The following is an 18,337-nucleotide window of genomic DNA, read 5'->3' as shown; positions in this document are numbered from 1 at the left end:
GGTCGTTGACGATGAAGATCGGTGTAATCGGTGGCGGCCAGCTGGGCCGCATGTTGGCCCTGGCGGGAACCCCGCTGGGAATGAACTTCGCTTTCCTCGACCCGGCGCCGGATGCCTGCGCAGCCGCCCTGGGCGAACACCTGCGGGCCGATTACGGCGACCAGGACCACCTGCGCCAGTTGGCCGACGAGGTGGACCTGGTGACCTTCGAATTCGAGAGCGTGCCGGCCGAGACCGTGGCCTTCCTGTCGCAATTCGTGCCGGTCTACCCGAGCGCCGAGGCACTGCGCATCGCTCGTGACCGCTGGTTCGAGAAGAGCATGTTCAAGGACCTGGGGATTCCCACCCCCGAGTTCGCCGACATCCAGTCCCAGGCCGACCTGGACGCCGCGGTGGCGCGCATCGGCTTGCCGGCCGTGCTCAAGACCCGGACCCTGGGCTACGACGGCAAGGGCCAGAAGGTCCTGCGCAGCGCCGCCGATGTCGAGGGTACCTTCGCCGAGCTGGGCAGCGTGCCGTGCCTGCTGGAAGGCTTCGTGCCGTTCACTGGCGAAGTGTCGCTGATCGCCGTGCGTGCCCGCGATGGCGAGACCCGGTTCTACCCGTTGGTGCACAACACCCACGACAGCGGCATCCTGCGCCTGTCGGTGGCCAGCAGCGATCACCCGTTGCAGGCGCTGGCCGAGGATTACTCCAGCCGCGTGCTCAAGCAACTGGACTACGTGGGCGTGATGGCGTTCGAGTTCTTCGAGGTGGACGGGGGCCTGAAGGCCAACGAAATCGCCCCGCGGGTACACAACTCCGGGCACTGGACCACCGAAGGCAGCCAGTGCAGCCAGTTCGAAAACCACCTGCGGGCGGTGGCCGGCCTGCCGCTGGGTTCCACTGCCAAGGTGGGCGAGAGCGCCATGATCAACTTCATCGGTGAAGTACCGCCGGTGGACAAGGTCATCAGCATCGACGACTGCCATCTGCATCACTACGGCAAGGCTTTCAAGGTCGGGCGCAAGGTCGGCCATGCCAACCTGCGCTGTGCCGACCAGGCGACCCTGCAGGCGCAGATCCTCAAGGTCCAGGCGCTGGTCGCCGAATAACAAATGCACCGGCTGGCGGGAACCTTCGTTTCCCGCCGTTCTCTGATAGCAGGATGCCAAGGCGCTGACTAGGCTTTGGTTTACCCACTCCTACAGAGGAACAGCCATGGGCATTATCGGAACCATTTTCATCGGCTTGATCGTTGGTCTGCTCGCGCGTTTCCTCAAGCCGGGAGACGACAGCATGGGTTGGATCATGACCATCCTGCTGGGTATCGGCGGCTCGCTGGCGGCTACCTACGGTGGCCAGGCACTGGGCATCTACCAGGCTGGCCAGGGCGCAGGCTTCATCGGTGCAGTGGTGGGCGCGATCATCCTGCTGGTGATCTACGGCTTCATCAAGAAGAGCTGAGCCGGTGCACAAGCCCCCTTCGCCGCTCGGGCGGAGGGGTGCGATTTTCTTCATCTGAAACTTCAACGCAGCCGATGGTTTGGGCACTAGAATGCCCGCGTTTGTCCGTCCTTTCTTTTTGACCGAGCACCACCCTCATGCGTCGTCTCTTATTGACCCTCGTTCTGCTGGGCTGCGGCCTGGCCCAGGCCGGCGAGCTGCCGGAAACCGATTGGCTGGAGCTGATGCCCAAGTCCGATCAGAAAGCCCTGGAGCAGATGCCGGAAATCGACCACAACTCGCCCGAAGCCAACGGCACCTTTACCCAGAAGGGTGGCTTGAAGCAGAGCAAGGGCTTGCCGGCAGTGATGTATTCCACCAAGACCGTGGCGGCCATGAACGGCAAGCAGATCCGCATTGGTGGTTATCCGGTGCCTTTGGAGGCTGATGCCAAGGGACGCAGCACGCTGTTCTTCCTGGTGCCTTACCCAGGGGCCTGCATCCATGTGCCGCCACCGCCGCCCAACCAGCTGGTGCTGGTGCGCTTTCCCAAGGGCGTGAAGCTCGACGACATCTACACGCCGCTATGGGTGACAGGTGCCTTGAAGATCGAGAAGGTCAGCAATGACCTGGCGGATGCGGCCTATGCCCTGGATGCGGCGAAGGTGCGGGTGGTGCAGGAGTCGGATTTGTAGCCGACAGGAGGGTTGGCTGCGGGGAAGGAGCGACTCCTTCCCCATGGCCTGCAGTCAGAGCGCGATGCTGTCGATGCTGACGCTCAAGGTGTGGCTGGCGCCGGGAGCCAGGGTCACGATGTCGTCCATCACGTTGGCGGTCTCGATGCACAGCATGCGTTGCCAGCCATCGTCGGCCATGTCGCTGAACTGCGCGGCGCGGTCGATCCACGGGTTCCAGATCACCGCGGTGCGCGAGCCCTGGCTGGCCAGGCGGATGCGACGCTGCCAGTGCGGATCGACGATATCCAGTTGCGCCGGCGCATCCAGGTAGATGCGGTCGGTTTCCCCGGTGAAATGCAGGTCGCCGTCCTGGCGCTTGGTCGCCCAGTCCTCCAGTGTCTCGATGTAGTCCAGGCCGTCCACGCCTTCGACATGGACCTGGCGTACATCACTGACCGCGAAGTAGCTGTGTAGCGCCTGGCTGATGCTGACGCTCTGGCTGCCCTGGTTATGGCTGGTCAGGCTGATGTGCAATTGCTGGTCGAGGCGGATCAGCAGGCTGGGCTCCACCTGGTGCGGCCAACCAGGAAAGCCGCCTTCGGGGCAGGGCAGGCGCAAGCGCACCAGCAGGCTCTCGCCTTCGCTCTCGATGCCTTGCAGTTCCCAGTCGGTGGCGCGGACCAGACCGTGGGCCGGCGCCGCATCGCTGCCCTGGCGCATGGCCTGGACGCTCTGTGGATTGCGCGCGAAGTTGCCGAACCACGGCCAGCATACGGGGACGCCGGCGCGGATACTCTTGCCAGCCTTGAACCGGGCTTCTTCGTTCAGCCAGATCAGCGGCGGTTGCCCGGCCAGCTGGTAGCTAAGAATGTGCGCGCCCTGCTGGGCCACCAGTAGTTCGGCATCGCCGTGGCGGATCCGCCAGCAGTTCAGTTCGTCCAGTTTCACCGTTTCAACGTGGGGCGTAGGCATCGTGGTTCTCGTGCGAAAGGCTGGGCTGCCATGGACCGCATGGCAGCCGCGCGGGTTTAACGTGCCCTGGGCGGGACCGAACGGGTGCGGCCGCTACCGTCGATGGCGACGAACACGAACACCGCCTCGGTGACCTTGCGCCATTCGCTGGACAGCGGATCGTCGCTCCACACTTCGACCATCATCTGGATCGAGCTGCGGCCGATCTCCAGGGTCTGGGTATAGAACGACAGTTGCGCGCCGACGGCCACCGGCACCAGGAACGCCATGCGATCGATGGCCACGGTAGCCACCCGGCCACCGGCGACGCGGCTGGCCATGGCGGTGCCCGCCAGGTCCATCTGGGCCACCAGCCAACCGCCGAAAATATCGCCAAAGCCGTTGGTTTCGCGCGGCAGGGCGGTGATTTGCAGGGCCAGGTCGCCTTGCGGGATTGGATCTTCTTGTTCGAGCTCTATCATGCCGAGGGGCCTCTGACCCGTGACGCTTCATGGGTACTTCAGGTGAATAGCCGTCTTCAGGAAAAACGATTCAGCCCGAACATACTACGTTCGTCACGTTCTTTCTAAGGCGTGCTAAAGGGAAACTCTGCGAAACCGGCTGTTCATGCACAGGGGAAGCATTGCGCGCCGGGCACTGTGGGTGGGGCATGCAATGGTGTTCCGGCCTTGTCTTGCTTGCGTCGGGAGGTTCCCGGCGGTCATGAATACAACGGCGTTTTCGCACAACAACCCTTGCCGGGAGCGGCTCTGCGCGCCGGGCCCTGCGAGTATATCGGTCGGTAGACTCCGCGACGACCCGTCTGGTTCGCAATTTTGTGCGTCATTTGTGCGTCGCTGTGTAGGTGTTCGAACAATTTGCTATCGTGCCGAACCTGCCAGGCCCCAACCAGAGCTGTTGCGGCTTCCAGAACCAACTAATAAGAGAAGCCCCTTGCCATGACCACAGTGCCCTCGAGCGCCGCGCAATCAGCGCCTCCCGCCCGTCCCTTGACTCGTAGTGACTATAAGACCCTGTCGCTGTCCGCCCTGGGCGGCGCGCTGGAGTTCTATGACTTCATCATCTTCGTGTTCTTCGCCACTGTGGTGGGCAAGCTGTTCTTCCCGGCGGACATGCCCGAATGGCTGCGCTTGATGCAGACCTTCGGCATCTTTGCCGCCGGCTACCTGGCCCGTCCCCTGGGCGGGATCGTCATGGCCCACTTCGGCGACCTGCTGGGGCGCAAGAAGATGTTCACCCTGAGCATCTTCATGATGGCGGTACCGACCCTGATCATGGGCCTGTTGCCCACCTATGAGCAGATCGGCCTGTGGGCACCGGTGCTGCTGTTGCTGATGCGGGTGATCCAGGGCGCAGCCATCGGTGGCGAAGTGCCCGGGGCCTGGGTGTTCGTTTCCGAGCACGTGCCGGCGCGGCACATCGGCTACGCCTGCGGCACCCTGACCTCGGGACTGACCGCCGGCATTCTCCTGGGTTCGCTGGTGGCCACGGCCATTAACAGCATCTATACCCCGGAAGAAGTGGCGGCCTATGCCTGGCGCGTGCCGTTCCTGCTGGGCGGGGTGTTCGGCCTGTTCTCGGTGTACCTGCGCCGCCTGCTCCACGAGACCCCGGTGTTCGCCGAGCTGCAACTGCGCAAGGCCCTGGCCGAGGAGCTGCCGCTGCGGGCGGTGCTGCGTGACCATCGCGGCGCGATCCTGATCTCCATGTTGCTGACCTGGCTGCTGTCGGCCGGGATCATCGTGGTGATCCTGATGACCCCCACCGTGCTGCAGACGGTCTACAAGTTCTCGGCCATCACCGCCCTTGAGGCCAACAGCCTGGCCATCGTGTTCCTGAGCCTGGGCTGCGTGCTGTTCGGCAGCCTGGCCGACCGTTTCGGTGCCGGGCGGGTGTTCGTCTTCGGCAGCCTGCTGTTGCTGGCTTCGTCCTGGGTCTTCTACCACGTGCTGCAGGACAACCCGCACCTGCTGTTCCCGCTCTACGCCCTGACCGGCCTGTGCGTCGGCCTCGTCGGCGCGGTGCCTTACGTGATGGTCCGCGCCTTCCCGGCGGCGGTGCGCTTCAGCGGCCTGTCGTTCTCCTACAACCTGGCCTACGCAATCTTTGGCGGGCTGACGCCGATGGTGGTGACCTGGATGCTCAAGAGCAGCCCCATGGCCCCGGCCTACTACGTGGCGATCATCTGTGGCATCGGCCTGCTCTCGGGGCTGTACCTGTGGAAGAAGGGTCGCTGAAACCTGCTGCGACACCTGCATGAACGGCGCTCTGCGGCGCTTGTGAAAAAAAGGCCAGCTCGCGAGTCTCGCGATGCTGGCCTTTCATCTAATTGTCATATTCCGGACATAGAGTGTTCACACGGCCTACAGATACTTGGCCCCGACTTAACACACCCTATCTGCTAGGAGTAAGGCATGAAACTGAAGCGTTTGATGGCGGCAATGACCTTCGTCGCCGCTGGCGTTGCGACTGCCCACGCGGTTGCCGCTGTCGACCCTGCTATCCCGAGCTACACCAAGACCACTGGTGTGTCGGGCAACCTGTCCAGCGTCGGTTCCGATACCCTGGCCAACCTGATGACCCTGTGGGCCGAGCACTACAAGAAAGAATATCCGAACGTAAACATCCAGATTCAGGCCGCTGGCTCCGCCACCGCGCCACCCGCGCTGACCGAGGGCACCTCCAACCTGGGCCCTATGAGCCGCAAGATGAAGGACACCGAGCTGGCGGCCTTCGAACAGAAGTACGGCTACAAGCCAACCGCCATCCCGGTTGCCGTGGACGCCCTGGCCGTATTCGTGCACAAGGACAACCCGATCCAGCACCTGACCATGGAACAGGTCGACGCGATCTTCTCCTCGACCCGCCTGTGCGGTGCCAAGGAAGAAGTGAAGACCTGGGGCGACCTGGGCGTGAAGGGCGACCTGGCCAACAAGCCAGTGCAGCTGTTCGGTCGCAACTCGGTATCCGGCACCTACGGCTACTTCAAGGAAGAAGCCCTGTGCAAAGGCGACTACAAGCCTAACGTCAACGAGCAGCCAGGTTCGGCTTCGGTCGTGCAGTCCATCAGCTCCTCGCTGAACGGCATCGGCTATTCGGGCATCGGCTACAAGACCGCCAGCGTGAAGACCGTGGCCCTGGCCAAGAAAGGCAGCAGCGACTTCATCGAAGACACCGAAGAAAACGCCCTGAACGGCAAGTACCCGCTGTCGCGCTTCCTGTACGTCTACGTCAACAAGGCCCCGAACAAGCCTCTGGCCCCGCTGGAAGCCGAGTTCGTGAAACTGGTTCTGTCCAAGCAGGGTCAGGAAGTGGTCGTGAAGGACGGTTACATCCCACTGCCAGCCAAAGTCGCCGCCAAGGCCCTGGCTGACCTGGGTCTGAAAGAAGGCGCATAAACCGCCGCCAAAGGTCCGGCCCGGCCGGACCTTTTCGCAGCAGCCGGCCTTTGGGTCAACCACCCCGGCCGGCTCCTGCCACCTCCATTTTCTGTCCGCTGCAGGCCCAGCCACGCGGCGGATTTGTTGCGTCACTGCATTGTCATCTTTCTGTCATACAGGATCGCTAGGGTGTGCGCATGAATGATCTGGCCAATTCCACCATGACTACGACTTCTCCCCCCAAGCGCATTGACTTCAATACGCCTGAACTGCAACGCAAGCGCCGCATCCGGGCGCTCAAGGACCGCCTGACCCGTTGGTACGTCCTCGTCGGCGGCCTGGCCGTCCTGGCGGCGATCACCCTGATCTTCTTCTTCCTGGCCTACGTCGTCGCCCCGCTGTTCCAGGGCGCCGAGCTGACCTCCAAGGACCCCCTGACGCCCGCCTGGATGCAAGACGCCGGCAAGCCCCTGATGTTCTCCCTGGAAGAGCAGAACCAGGTCGGCATGCGCGTTTCCGACAAGGGCCAGGCGCTGTTCTTCGATATCGATAACGGCGCCGAGCTGCGCAAGGTCGACCTGCCGATCCCGGCGGGCACCCGCGTCACCTCCATCGGCAAGGACCAGCCAGGTATCCCCATGGTGGTGGTCGGCTTGTCCAACGGCCAGGCCCTGGTGTTCCGCCACACCTATAAAGTCAGCTACCCGGATGGCAAGAAGACCATCTCTCCGGCGATCGAATACCCCTACGGCGAAGCCCCGATCACCCTCAATGCAGAAGGCGGCGCGCTGGAGCACGTCAACCTCAACGCCAGCGATACCACGCTGGTGCTGGCCGGCTCCACCGGTTCGCAGCTGCATGTGCTGAAGCTCTCGCGCGAAGAAAACATGATGACCGGCGAGGTCAGCAGCGAGCAGAGCGCCATCGACCTGCCGCAGATGACCGAACCGGTCAAGGCCATGTACATCGACCCACGCCAGCAGTGGCTGTACGTGATCAACGGCCGTGCCCAGGCTGATGTCTTCAGCCTGCGGGACAAGAGCCTCAACGGCCGCTACAAACTGCTGGAGGACGCCAATACCGAAGTCACCGCCAGCGCCCAGTTGGTGGGCGGCATCTCGTTGATCATCGGTACTTCCAAGGGTGGCCTGGCCCAGTGGTTCATGGCCCGTGACCCGGACGGCGAGCTGCGCCTGAAGCAGATCCGCACCTTCCAGATGGGCACCGCGCCCATCGTCGAGATCACCGCCGAAGAGCGCCGCAAGGGCTTCGTCGCCCTGGACGCCGCCGGCAAGCTCGGGGTCTTCCACAGTACCGCCCACCGCACCCTGTTGGTGGACCAGGTGGTGGATGGCCAGGGCCTGTTCGGCCTGTCGCCTCGCGCCAACCGGGTGATCGTCGAGGCCGGTGGCAAGCTGCAACCCCTGGTGCTGGACAACCCGCACCCGGAAGTGTCCTGGAGCGCGCTGTGGAGCAAGGTCTGGTACGAGAACTACGACGAGCCCAAGTACGTCTGGCAGTCCACGGCGGCCAACACTGACTTCGAACCCAAGCTGAGCCTGTCGCCGCTGACCTTCGGCACCTTGAAGGCCGCCTTCTACGCCATGCTGCTGGCGGCCCCGCTGGCCGTGGCCGCGGCGATCTACACCGCCTACTTCATGGCCCCCGGCATGCGCCGTAAGGTCAAGCCGGTGATCGAGCTGATGGAGGCGATGCCGACGGTGATCCTCGGCTTCTTCGCCGGCCTGTTCCTGGCGCCCTATGTCGAAGGCCACCTGCCGGGCATCTTCAGCCTGCTGGTGCTGCTGCCGATCGGCATCCTGGTGGCCGGCTTCACCTGGAGCCGCCTGCCCGAGTCCCTGCGCCTGAAGGTGCCGGACGGTTGGGAGAGCGCGATCCTGATCCCGGTGATCATCCTGGTCGGCTTCCTCTCGCTGTACCTGAGCCCTTTCATGGAGAACTGGTTCTTCGGCGGCGACATGCGCATGTGGATCTCCCACGACTTAGGGATCACCTACGACCAGCGCAACGCCCTGGTGGTGGGCCTGGCCATGGGCTTCGCGGTGATCCCGAACATCTACTCCATCGCCGAAGACGCCGTGTTCAGCGTGCCCCGTGGCCTGACCCTGGGCTCCCTGGCCCTGGGCGCCACCCCATGGCAGACCATGACCCGCGTGGTGATCCTCACCGCCAGCCCGGGCATCTTCTCGGCCCTGATGATCGGCATGGGCCGCGCCGTGGGCGAGACCATGATCGTGCTGATGGCCACCGGCAACACCCCGGTCATGGAGATGAACCTGTTCGAAGGCTTGCGCACCCTGGCGGCCAACGTCGCGGTGGAAATGCCGGAATCGGAAGTCGGCGGCAGCCACTACCGCGTGCTGTTCCTCTCGGCGCTGGTACTGCTGTTGTTCACCTTCATCATGAACACCCTCGCCGAGCTGATCCGTCAGCGTCTGCGCAAGAAATACTCGTCGCTTTAAGAAAGGTAGAAGTCTGTGAAACAGAACTCCCTCAAAGACTGGTTCAAGAGCGGCGCCCCCGGCGTCTGGATCAGCGGTGGCGCAGTGTCCATCGCGGTCATCATGACCATCGGCCTGCTGGCGGTGATCGCCGTGCGCGGCCTGGGCCACTTCTGGCCGGCGGACCTGGTGCATGCCAGCTACGACGTGCCCGGCCAGGCCAATCACCTGGTCGTCGGTGAAGTGGTGCAAAAGGAAGAAGTGCCCCGGGCGCGCCTGAAGAGTGCCGGCTTGCCGGTGCCCGACCAGGGCCCTGAGTTCATGACCCGCGAGTTGCTCAAGGTGGGCAACCGCGACCTGAACGGCAGCGACTTCACCTGGATCGTCGGCGAGTGGCTGACCAACCAGAGCTACCCCAAGGAACTGATGGCCATCGAGCGCCGTGAGTGGGGCAACTTCTACGGCTACCTGGTCAACGTCAAGGAAAACGGCAAGGTGGTCGCCGAGGGCGAAGCCGCCTGGCCCGAGCTGCAGGCGCGGATCGACCGGGTGAACAAGCTGGCGACCCAGCTCAAGACCCTGGAGAAGTCCGACATCGGTGCGATCAACGCCGGCCTGGAGCGCATCCGCCTGCACGGTCGCAAGCTGGAGCTGGCTGGCAAGCTGGACGCCGCCGCCCAGGCCGACATGGATGCCGAGCGCGCCGAACTCAACGCCCGCTACCAGGACATCGAGGCCCGCCTGAGCGAGCTGCATACCCAGTTCAACCGCGACAGCCTGACCGCCCGCGATGCCAACGGCAAGGAAGTGGAGATCGGCCTGGGCAAGGTGGTGCATGCCTACCAGCCGAACGCCATGGGCACCTTCACTAAGGTTGGCTTCTACTTCAGCAAGGTCTGGGAATTCCTCAGCGACGACCCGCGGGAAGCCAACACCGAGGGCGGGATCTTCCCGGCCATCTTCGGCACCGTGATGATGACCCTGATCATGGCCATGATCGTCACGCCGTTCGGCGTGCTGGCGGCGGTCTACCTGCGTGAATACGCCAAGCAGAACGCCCTGACCCGGGTGATCCGCATCGCTGTGAACAACCTGGCGGGCGTACCGGCCATCGTCTACGGCGTGTTCGGCCTGGGCTTCTTCGTCTACGTGCTGGGCGGTTCCCTGGACCGCCTGTTCTTCCCTGAGGCACTGCCAGCGCCGACCTTCGGTACCCCGGGCCTGCTCTGGGCGTCCCTGACCCTGGCGCTGCTGGCGGTACCGGTGGTGATCGTGGCCACCGAGGAAGGCCTGGCGCGGATCCCGCGGACCGTGCGCGAAGGCTCCCTGGCCCTGGGCGCGACCAAGGCCGAGACCCTGTGGAAGATCGTCCTGCCCATGGCCAGCCCGGCGATGATGACCGGCATGATCCTCGCCGTGGCCCGTGCCGCCGGCGAAGTGGCGCCGCTGATGCTGGTGGGTGTGGTGAAGCTGGCGCCGTCGCTGCCGGTGGATGGCAACTACCCGTACCTGCACCTGGACCAGAAGATCATGCACCTGGGCTTCCATATCTACGACGTCGGCTTCCAGAGCCCTAACGTCGAGGCCGCGCGGCCGCTGGTGTACGCCACCGCGTTGCTGCTGGTGCTGGTGATCGCCGTGCTCAACCTGTCGGCGGTATGGATCCGTAACCACCTGCGCGAGAAGTACAAGGCGCTGGACAGCTAAAGCCATTAGCCACAAGCGGCAAGCTACAAGCCGCTTTTGCTCAAAACTTGCGGCTTGCAGCTAGAAGCTTGCAGCTACGAACGGAGTGAGACCCATGCAACACGAAACCCATACCCACGGCATCAACATGTCCGCCCTGGGTCGCGACAAGCAGAGCCTGAGCCTGGAGCAGGAAACCGTGGCGATCGAAGTGCCCGGCTTGAGCCTGTTCTACGGCGAGAAGCAAGCGCTGTTCGACGTCAGCATGAACATTCCCAAGCAGCGCGTGACCGCCTTCATCGGCCCGTCCGGCTGCGGCAAGTCGACCTTGCTGCGCACCTTCAACCGCATGAACGACCTGGTGGACGGTTGCCGTGTGGAAGGCGCCATCAACCTGTACGGCAACAACATCTACCGTAAGGGCGAGGATGTGGCCGAGCTGCGCCGCCGGGTGGGCATGGTGTTCCAGAAGCCCAACCCGTTTCCCAAGACCATCTACGAGAACGTGGTCTATGGCCTGCGCATCCAGGGCATCAACAAGAAGCGCGTGCTCGACGAAGCCGTGGAGTGGGCGCTCAAGGGTGCGGCCCTGTGGGATGAGGTCAAGGACCGCCTGCACGACTCGGCCCTGGGCCTGTCCGGTGGTCAGCAGCAGCGCCTGGTGATCGCCCGCACCATCGCCGTGGAGCCGGAAGTGCTGCTGCTGGACGAACCCTGCTCGGCCCTGGACCCAATCTCGACCCTGAAGGTCGAGGAGCTGATCTACGAGCTCAAGTCCAAGTTCACCATCGTCATCGTGACCCACAACATGCAGCAGGCGGCGCGGGTCTCGGACTACACCGCGTTCATGTACATGGGCAAACTGGTGGAATTCGGCGATACCGACACCCTGTTCACCAACCCGGCCAAGAAGCAGACCGAAGACTACATCACCGGGCGCTATGGCTAGGAACAGCTGCAAGCCGCAAGCTTCAAGCGGCAAGACAGAAGCGGTAGGCGATATCCGGATCAATATTTAACTGCTTGAAGCTTGCGGCTTGAAGCTTGCAACTTTCGCGGAGCGAACCATGATTTCGAAGGAAGGCTTAACCCATCACATCTCTCAGCAGTTCAATGCCGAGCTGGAAGAGGTGCGTAGCCACCTGCTGGCCATGGGCGGGCTGGTGGAGAAACAAGTCAATGACGCCGTCACCGCGCTGATCGAGGCCGACTCCGGGCTGGCCCAGCAAGTGCGCGAGATCGACGAACAGATCAACCAGATGGAACGCAATATCGACGAGGAGTGCCTGCGCATCCTCGCTCGGCGCCAGCCTGCGGCTTCCGACCTGCGCCTGATCATCAGCATCTCCAAGTCGGTGATCGACCTGGAGCGCATCGGCGACGAAGCCACCAAGATCGCCCGCCGGGCCATCCAGCTGTGCGAGGAGGGCGAGGCCCCGCGTGGCTACGTCGAAGTGCGGCATATCGGCGACCAGGTGCGCAACATGGTGCGTGACGCGCTGGACGCCTTCGCTCGCTTCGACGCCGAACTGGCCCTGTCGGTAGCCCAGTACGACAAGATCATCGACCGCGAGTACAAGACCGCGCTGCGCGAGCTGGCCACCTACATGATGGAAGACCCGCGCTCTATCTCGCGGGTTTTGAGCATCATCTGGGTTTTGCGCTCGCTGGAGCGGATCGGCGACCACGCGCGCAACATCTCCGCGCTGGTGATCTACCTGGTGCGTGGCACCGATGTGCGCCACCTGGGCCTCAAGCGCATGAAGGAAGAAGTTGAAGGACCGGCTGGCGATTCGGCTAATGTTCCGGGTGAAGCTGACGATAATTAAGATTGCCCGAGAAGAGCGCCCGGCCTTTTGGCCGGGCGTTTTTGTTTGCGGTCCTTGAATTCGAAAAGCAGCACCCGCGAACGAAAAGTCCCGGCGTGACTGAAGAGTTTTGGCAAAGTGCCATCAGCCAGCGTTATGCTTGCCGGGATTTTTAGAGGGGTGGTCGATGAGTAAGGTAAGTGTGTTGGTGGTGGACGACGCGTCGTTCATTCGTGACCTGGTGAAGAAGTGCCTGCGCAACTACTTCCCGGGCATCAAGATCGAAGACGCGGTCAACGGCAAGAAGGCCCAGGCGATGCTCGCCCGCGAAGCCTTCGACCTGGTCCTGTGCGACTGGGAAATGCCGGAAATGTCCGGTCTGGAGCTGTTGACCTGGTGCCGTGGCCAGGAAGCGCTCAAGGCCATGCCGTTCGTCATGGTGACCAGCCGGGGCGACAAGGAAAACGTGGTGCAGGCAATCCAGGCCGGGGTTTCCGGCTATGTCAGCAAGCCCTTCACCAACGAACAGCTGCTGACCAAGGTCAAGCAGGCGCTGAACAAGGTCGGCAAGCTCGACACCCTGATGAACAGCGCGCCGACCAAGATGAACTCCGCCTTTGGCAATGACTCCCTGAGCGCCCTGACCGGTGGCAAGGCCGAGGTGGTCGCCCCGGCAGCCCGGCCAGCTGCTCCAGCCGCTCCGGCAGCCGCTGCACCAGCCCCGGCTGCGGCGCCATCCCGTGGCCTGCTCAATAGCCCACCGGTCAAGGCGCCTGCCGCCGCCGCTGCCGCCAGTGGTGGCCGTGGCCAGGGCCAACTGCGCTTGCCTGGCGGTACCCAGCCTTGCGTGATCAAGGCCCTGAGCATCAAGGAAGCGCTGTTGGTGGTGAAGCGCACCGAGAACCTGCCGCAGGTGCTGGACAGCGCAGTACTGGACCTGGAGCAGGGCGAGAACGCCGAAGTGGCGCGGCTCAATGGCTACCTGCATGCGGTGGTGGCGCACGAGCCGAAGCCCGACAGCGAGTGGCTGCAGCTGACCTTCCGTTTCGTCGATCAGGATGCGCAGAAGCTGGACTACATCTCGCGCCTGATCGCCCGCGGCACTGCGCAGAAGCACTTCGTTCCAGGCGCGGGCTGATCCTCGCCGGCCCTTCGCTGTAGGAACTGCCAAGCCCGCTCCTACAGCGAAGCGCAAATCTGCTGAAAACACTTTTCCCCGCCGGCTTTCGGCCAGCCATCCAGGCCGGTGGCTGCGTTATCCCCAATCCCGCCAATAACCCGCACCTTCGGCTGTAACCCCAGGCCACAGGGGCTTGGCCGTTCCTCCCGCCACCTTCCGCCGTACGTCTGATTAACTGTCCTACACTTGATTTATATCCATTTGGATATAAATTTCCGGAAGCGCTCTACCTGATTCACCCTTTGCAGCCATGCGTTGAAACAACCCCGTGCGGCCAGCCCTGGCAGTCTTGATTAGCCTTGTTCCTGGTCACTGACAGGAGAAGTTCGATGCCCAGGCACAAGGATGTGGTGTTTGTCGGGAGCGCGCTGCGGGATCTCAGGGCATTCCCTGAAGATGCCCGTCGGGCTGCCGGGTTTCAGCTGGATCTGCTGCAGCAGGGCGAGCAGCCCTACGATTGCAGACCGGTGAAAACCATCGGCCCGAGTGTCTTCGAAATCAGGATTCATGAAGATTCAGGGGCGTTTCGGGTGTTTTATGTGGTCAGGCGGCCTGCAGCCATCTATGTGCTGCACGCGGTGCGCAAGACTACCCGCAAGACCGAAGCGCGGGATATCGAGCTGGCTCGTGCCAGATTTCAGCAAGCAGGTTCACGCCATGACTGACCAACAGATCAACCCGCGCTTTGCCAGCGTCTGGGATGCCCTTGAAGCCACCCCCCAGGAGGCCGCCAACATGCGCCTGCGGGCCAAGCTGATGCTGGAGCTGGGCAAGACCGTGCAGGCCTGGGGGCTGTCGCAGAAGGAGGCGGCCAAGCGTCTCAACATCACCCAGCCCCGGCTCAACGATGTGCTTAGCGGCAGGATCAACAAGTTCTCCCTCGATGCGCTGGTCAACCTATGCGAGGCCGCGCAGCTGGGGGTGGAGATCCGCTTCGACGTTGGCGGCAATCGGCCCCTGGCGCCCGCCTGATTCATACAAGCTCCATATCAGGCTGCTAGCATGGTTCCTCTCCTGCCAAGAAGCTGCTCAATGTTCGTACGCCTGCTGTTCCTCTGCGGCTTGTCCATGGTTGCCAGCTCGCTGGCGGCAATGACGGTCTACAAGTCCGTCGACGCCGACGGCGTGGTGTCCTACAGCGACCGGCCTTCGCCGGGAGCGCAGGCGTTCGTGTTCCGCGATCGCATGGACGAGCACCTGGAACACCAGGTGCGCCTCGATATCCAGAAGCACAGGGGCGTGGACGCGCTGTACGTGCGTAACGACCTGTACGCGCCGGTGGAGGTGGAGTTGGGCTTTGCCGGCCTGAACAACGTCAGCGGCGCACCCGGGCAGCCGATCCGCCGGGTGCTGCCGGCCCGCAGCAGGCAGCGCCTGGCGCTCCTGACGGCAACCCGGACCGACCGGCCCTTGAGCTATACCCCAAGGTTTCGTTATTCCCTGGGCGACCCGGCAGGCGCTACCCAGGCCTATCGCTACCCCTTGCCCTGGCGGGGCGGGCCATTCCGCCTGACCCAGGGTGCGAACGGCCAGTACAGCCATTCCAGCCCCAAGAGCCGTTATGCGATGGACATCGCCATGCCGGTGGGCACGCCGATCATCGCGGCGCGTGGCGGGGTGGTGGTCAAGACCGAGAACGCCCAGAGCGGCCGGGGCGACAACCCGGCCGGCAATTTCGTCCGGGTACTGCACGACGACGGCACCATGGGCGTGTACCTGCACCTCAAGCAAGGATCGGTGAGCGTGCGCGAGGGCCAGCGCGTGGCGGTGGGCAGCCCGTTGGGGCTGTCGGGCAATACCGGCAACAGCAGCGGGCCGCACCTGCACTTCGTGGTGCAACGCAATACCGGGTTGGGGCTGGTGTCGATTCCCTACCAGTTCGACCAGCCCCTGGGGGGCTTGCCGAACTTCGCCCTGGGCAATAAATAGGGCGGGAGTGACCAGCCGGCTCGCACAGGAGCCGACCGGTGCGGGGTCGATCAGTCGAGCATCAGGACCTTGGCCAGGATGATCTTCGGACCCTTCATCTTCTTGATGATGATGCGCAGGCCTTCGACTTCCAGCACTTCTTCCTCTTCAGGCACCCGTTTCAGGGTCTCGTACACCAGGCCCGCGAGGGTTTCGGCCTCGATATGGTCCAGATCGATGCCCAGCAGGCGCTCGACCTTGAACAGCGGGGTGTCGCCGCGCACCAGCAGCTTGCCCGGCTGGTAGGCGAGGATGCCGCGCTCGGTCTTGCGGTGTTCGTCCTGGATGTCGCCCACCAGCACTTCCAGCACGTCTTCCATGGTCAGGTAGCCGATGACCTTGCCGTCGGCTTCCTCCACCAGGGCGAAGTGCGAGCCGCCCTTGCGGAACTGTTCCAGCAACTGGGACAACGGCATGTGCCGCGACACGCGTTCCAGGGGGCGGGTCAGTTCGTCCAGGTTGAACGACTCGGGGATATGGTCCAGGGCCGCCAGTTCCAGCAGCAGGTCCTTGATGTGCAGCAGGCCGACGAACTCGTTGCGTTCGCTGTCGTACACCGGGTAGCGGCTGAACTTGTGGCGACGGAACAGCGCCAGCACGGCCTTGAGCGGCGCTGTGGACTCGATGCTGATCAGGTCTTCCCGGGAGTTGGCCCAGTCCACCACTTCCAGCTCGCCCATTTCCACCGCCGAGGCCAGTACCCGCATGCCCTGGTCGCTGGGGTCCTGGCCCCGGCTGGAGTGCAGGATCAGCTTGAGTTCTTCGCGGCTGTAGTGGTGCTCGTGGTGTGGGCCGGGCTCGCCTTGGCCGGCGATGCGCAGGATGGTGTTGGCGCTGGCGTTGAGCAGGTAGATGGCCGGGTACATCAGCCAGTAGAACAGGTACAGCGGCACTGCGGTCCAGAGGGACAGCAGTTCGGGTTTACGAATCGCCCAGGACTTGGGCGCCAGTTCGCCGACCACGATATGCAGGTAGGAAATGATGAAGAACGCCGTGAAGAACGACACCCCGCGGATCACTTCCGCAGAGCTCACGCCCACGGCGCCCAGCAGGGGTTCGAGCAGGTGGGCGAAAGCCGGCTCGCCGACCCAGCCAAGGCCCAGGGAAGCCAGGGTGATGCCCAGTTGGCAGGCCGACAGGTAGGCGTCCAGCTGGCTGTGCACGGTGCGCAGGATTTGCCCGCGCCAGCCGTTCTTGTGGGCGATGGCCTCGACCCGGGTCGAGCGCAGCTTGACCATGGCGAACTCGGCGGCCACGAAGAAGCCGTTGAGCAGGACCAGGATCAGAGCAAAAAGAATCATGCCGAAGTCGGCGAACAGAGACGCGAGGGTAAAACCAGGGGAAGGGTCCATGATGGGGTTTTGCGGATTCCATGTATTCGAAAAGAGGGCGATACGGTGCCTGGAGGGCAGGCACAAGCTACGCAATGTAGCGGCTGACAGGGCGGTTGCCTAGGGGCAGGCCGCTGTCAGCGCTGGTCGGTCAGGCTGGCGAGGCGGTTTTTCTTCACCTGGGCCGGGGCGAAATGGCAGGTGAAGGTGCTGCCATGGCCCAGCACGCTGCTGATCTCCAGGCGGGCACGGTGGCGCAGCAGTACGTGCTTGACGATGGCCAGGCCCAGGCCGGTGCCGCCGGTGTTGGAGTTGCGGCTGGAGTCGACCCGGTAGAAGCGCTCCGTCAGGCGCGGCAGGTGCTTGCTGTCGATGCCGATCCCGGAGTCCTGCACGCTCAGGTGTGCGCCTTGTTCGTCGCCCCACCAGCGGATGCGGATGTTGCCTTCGGCCGGGGTGTACTTCACCGCGTTGAACACCAGGTTGGAGAACGCGCTGCGCAGTTCCGCCTCGCTGCCCTTGAGCTGTACCGAGGCGTCGGCCTCCAGGGTGATGCGCTGGTTGCGCTCGCCGGACAGTGCCTGGGCATCGCTCTTGATCGATTGCAGCAGGGTGTCGATGGGCACCGGGTGGTTGTCCGAGGGGTAGTCGGTGGCCTCCAGCTTGGCCAGCAGCAACAGGTCGTTGAGCAGCGTCTGCATACGCCCGCCTTGCTGCTGCATCTGCTGCAGGGCGCGGTTCCAGCGCGGGTTCACCTCTTCGACGTTGTCCAGCAGGGTCTCCAGGTAGCCGCAGATCACCGTCAGCGGCGTGCGCAGCTCGTGGGACACATTGGCGATGAAGTCCTTGCGCATCTGTTCCAGCTGGTGGATGCGGGTCACGTCGCGCACCAGCATCAGATGCTCGTTGTTGCCGTAGCGGGTGATGTAGAGCTGGATGCGCACGCGGTCGTTGGCCGGGGAGGGGATCTCCAGCGGTTCGGCGTAGCTGTCCTGTTCGAAGTATTCCTTGAAGCGCGGATGACGCACCAGGTTGGTCACCGGCTGGCCGCTGTCCTGGGGTGTCTTGAGGCCCAGCAGGGTCTCGGCGGCGCGGTTCCACCACTCCAGGTTGCCGTCGCTGTCGAGCATGATCACTGCATCCTTCAGGGCCGCGGTGGACTCCTGGACGCGGTCGATCACCGCTTGCAGGCGCCCGCGGACCCGCTGGTCGCGACGTTGCAGGTGGTAGATGCTGTCGAACACCTCGCCCCACAGGCCGTAGCCATCGGGTGGCGCCTCATCGGGCTGGTGCAGGCGCAGCCATTCATGCAGGCGCAGCAGCTGCTTGAGGGTCCAGGCCAGGTAGATCCCCAGGCCGGCGGCCAGGCTCCAGCCGTAGTAGCCGCTGACCAGCCCCACCAGCAGGCAGCCGGTGACCAACAGCAACATGTGGCGAATCAGGGTGCC

The 18,337-nt window shown here is 63.7% G+C and carries 17 protein-coding genes; 13 read left to right on the top strand and 4 right to left on the bottom strand.

What is annotated here, in order from left to right; all coding sequences use genetic code 11:
* Positions 1-11: 11 nt before the first annotated feature.
* The 3 genes from ATY02_RS00480 to ATY02_RS00470 all read left to right on the top strand — a co-directional run bounded on the left by ATY02_RS00480 (position 12) and on the right by ATY02_RS00470 (position 2,120).
* Entirely contained in the window at positions 12-1,094 is a 1,083-nt protein-coding gene (locus ATY02_RS00480; RefSeq protein ID WP_068578456.1) for a 5-(carboxyamino)imidazole ribonucleotide synthase, read from the top strand.
* A 106-nt stretch (positions 1,095-1,200) separates the two neighbouring features.
* Positions 1,201-1,446 carry a GlsB/YeaQ/YmgE family stress response membrane protein gene (locus ATY02_RS00475; protein WP_068577567.1) on the top strand — a complete coding sequence of 82 codons (246 nt, stop codon included), beginning with the start codon at positions 1,201-1,203 and terminating at the stop codon, positions 1,444-1,446.
* A 137-nt stretch (positions 1,447-1,583) separates the two neighbouring features.
* Positions 1,584-2,120 carry a DUF3299 domain-containing protein gene (locus tag ATY02_RS00470; protein WP_068577569.1) on the top strand — a complete coding sequence of 179 codons (537 nt, stop codon included), beginning with the start codon at positions 1,584-1,586 and terminating at the stop codon, positions 2,118-2,120.
* A 54-nt stretch (positions 2,121-2,174) separates the two neighbouring features.
* On the opposite strand, the gene ATY02_RS00465 is transcribed toward ATY02_RS00470, so the two are convergent.
* Both ATY02_RS00465 and ATY02_RS00460 read right to left on the bottom strand, forming a co-directional pair.
* On the bottom strand, positions 2,175-3,074 hold the full coding sequence (locus ATY02_RS00465) for a D-hexose-6-phosphate mutarotase (RefSeq protein ID WP_068577571.1): 900 nt from the start codon (positions 3,072-3,074) through the stop codon (positions 2,175-2,177).
* A gap of 56 nt (positions 3,075-3,130) precedes the next feature.
* Positions 3,131-3,535, bottom strand: coding sequence for an acyl-CoA thioesterase (locus ATY02_RS00460; RefSeq protein WP_003229628.1), 405 nt, complete (start codon positions 3,533-3,535; stop codon positions 3,131-3,133).
* A 486-nt stretch (positions 3,536-4,021) separates the two neighbouring features.
* Between ATY02_RS00460 and ATY02_RS00455 the strand changes: the two genes are divergently transcribed.
* The 10 genes from ATY02_RS00455 (at position 4,022) to ATY02_RS00410 (ending at position 15,519) form a co-directional block, all read left to right on the top strand.
* Positions 4,022-5,311, top strand: coding sequence for an MFS transporter (locus tag ATY02_RS00455; RefSeq protein ID WP_176719716.1), 1,290 nt, complete (start codon positions 4,022-4,024; stop codon positions 5,309-5,311).
* A 177-nt stretch (positions 5,312-5,488) separates the two neighbouring features.
* Complete coding sequence (locus tag ATY02_RS00450) at positions 5,489-6,472, top strand: phosphate ABC transporter substrate-binding protein PstS (RefSeq protein WP_022641895.1); 984 nt, start codon at positions 5,489-5,491, stop codon at positions 6,470-6,472.
* A 179-nt stretch (positions 6,473-6,651) separates the two neighbouring features.
* Entirely contained in the window at positions 6,652-8,937 is a 2,286-nt protein-coding gene (locus ATY02_RS00445; RefSeq protein ID WP_068577575.1) for an ABC transporter permease subunit, read from the top strand.
* A 15-nt stretch (positions 8,938-8,952) separates the two neighbouring features.
* Positions 8,953-10,623, top strand: coding sequence for a phosphate ABC transporter permease PstA (pstA, locus tag ATY02_RS00440; RefSeq protein WP_022641893.1), 1,671 nt, complete (start codon positions 8,953-8,955; stop codon positions 10,621-10,623).
* Positions 10,624-10,717: 94 nt separating this feature from the next.
* On the top strand, positions 10,718-11,551 hold the full coding sequence (gene pstB, locus ATY02_RS00435; RefSeq protein ID WP_016964959.1) for a phosphate ABC transporter ATP-binding protein PstB: 834 nt from the start codon (positions 10,718-10,720) through the stop codon (positions 11,549-11,551).
* A gap of 118 nt (positions 11,552-11,669) precedes the next feature.
* Complete coding sequence (gene phoU / locus ATY02_RS00430) at positions 11,670-12,431, top strand: phosphate signaling complex protein PhoU (protein WP_022641892.1); 762 nt, start codon at positions 11,670-11,672, stop codon at positions 12,429-12,431.
* A gap of 166 nt (positions 12,432-12,597) precedes the next feature.
* Positions 12,598-13,548: a response regulator gene (locus ATY02_RS00425; RefSeq protein ID WP_068577576.1), complete on the top strand. Its 951-nt coding sequence runs from the start codon at positions 12,598-12,600 to the stop codon at positions 13,546-13,548.
* A 371-nt stretch (positions 13,549-13,919) separates the two neighbouring features.
* Complete coding sequence (locus ATY02_RS00420; protein ID WP_068577578.1) at positions 13,920-14,255, top strand: type II toxin-antitoxin system RelE/ParE family toxin; 336 nt, start codon at positions 13,920-13,922, stop codon at positions 14,253-14,255.
* Positions 14,248-14,562, top strand: coding sequence for a helix-turn-helix domain-containing protein (locus tag ATY02_RS00415; protein WP_068577579.1), 315 nt, complete (start codon positions 14,248-14,250; stop codon positions 14,560-14,562). Before ATY02_RS00420 ends, ATY02_RS00415 begins: the two co-directional genes overlap by 8 nt.
* 60 nt (positions 14,563-14,622) lie before the next feature.
* On the top strand, positions 14,623-15,519 hold the full coding sequence (locus tag ATY02_RS00410) for a peptidoglycan DD-metalloendopeptidase family protein (protein WP_068577582.1): 897 nt from the start codon (positions 14,623-14,625) through the stop codon (positions 15,517-15,519).
* Positions 15,520-15,569: 50 nt separating this feature from the next.
* Here the strand turns inward: ATY02_RS00410 and ATY02_RS00405 are convergent, their stop codons facing one another.
* Together ATY02_RS00405 and phoR are read right to left on the bottom strand one after the other, a co-directional pair.
* Positions 15,570-16,910: a hemolysin family protein gene (locus tag ATY02_RS00405; RefSeq protein WP_068577584.1), complete on the bottom strand. Its 1,341-nt coding sequence runs from the start codon at positions 16,908-16,910 to the stop codon at positions 15,570-15,572.
* A 116-nt stretch (positions 16,911-17,026) separates the two neighbouring features.
* Positions 17,027-18,319, bottom strand: a complete 1,293-nt coding sequence (gene phoR, locus ATY02_RS00400) for a phosphate regulon sensor histidine kinase PhoR (protein ID WP_241526798.1) — start codon at positions 18,317-18,319, stop codon at positions 17,027-17,029.
* Between the last annotated feature and the right edge of the window lie 18 nt (positions 18,320-18,337).

It is taken from the genome of Pseudomonas sp. BIOMIG1BAC (assembly GCF_001705995.2).
GTDB lineage: Bacteria > Pseudomonadota > Gammaproteobacteria > Pseudomonadales > Pseudomonadaceae > Aquipseudomonas > Aquipseudomonas sessilinigenes.
This window is presented reverse-complemented; position numbering and strand designations above follow the sequence as displayed.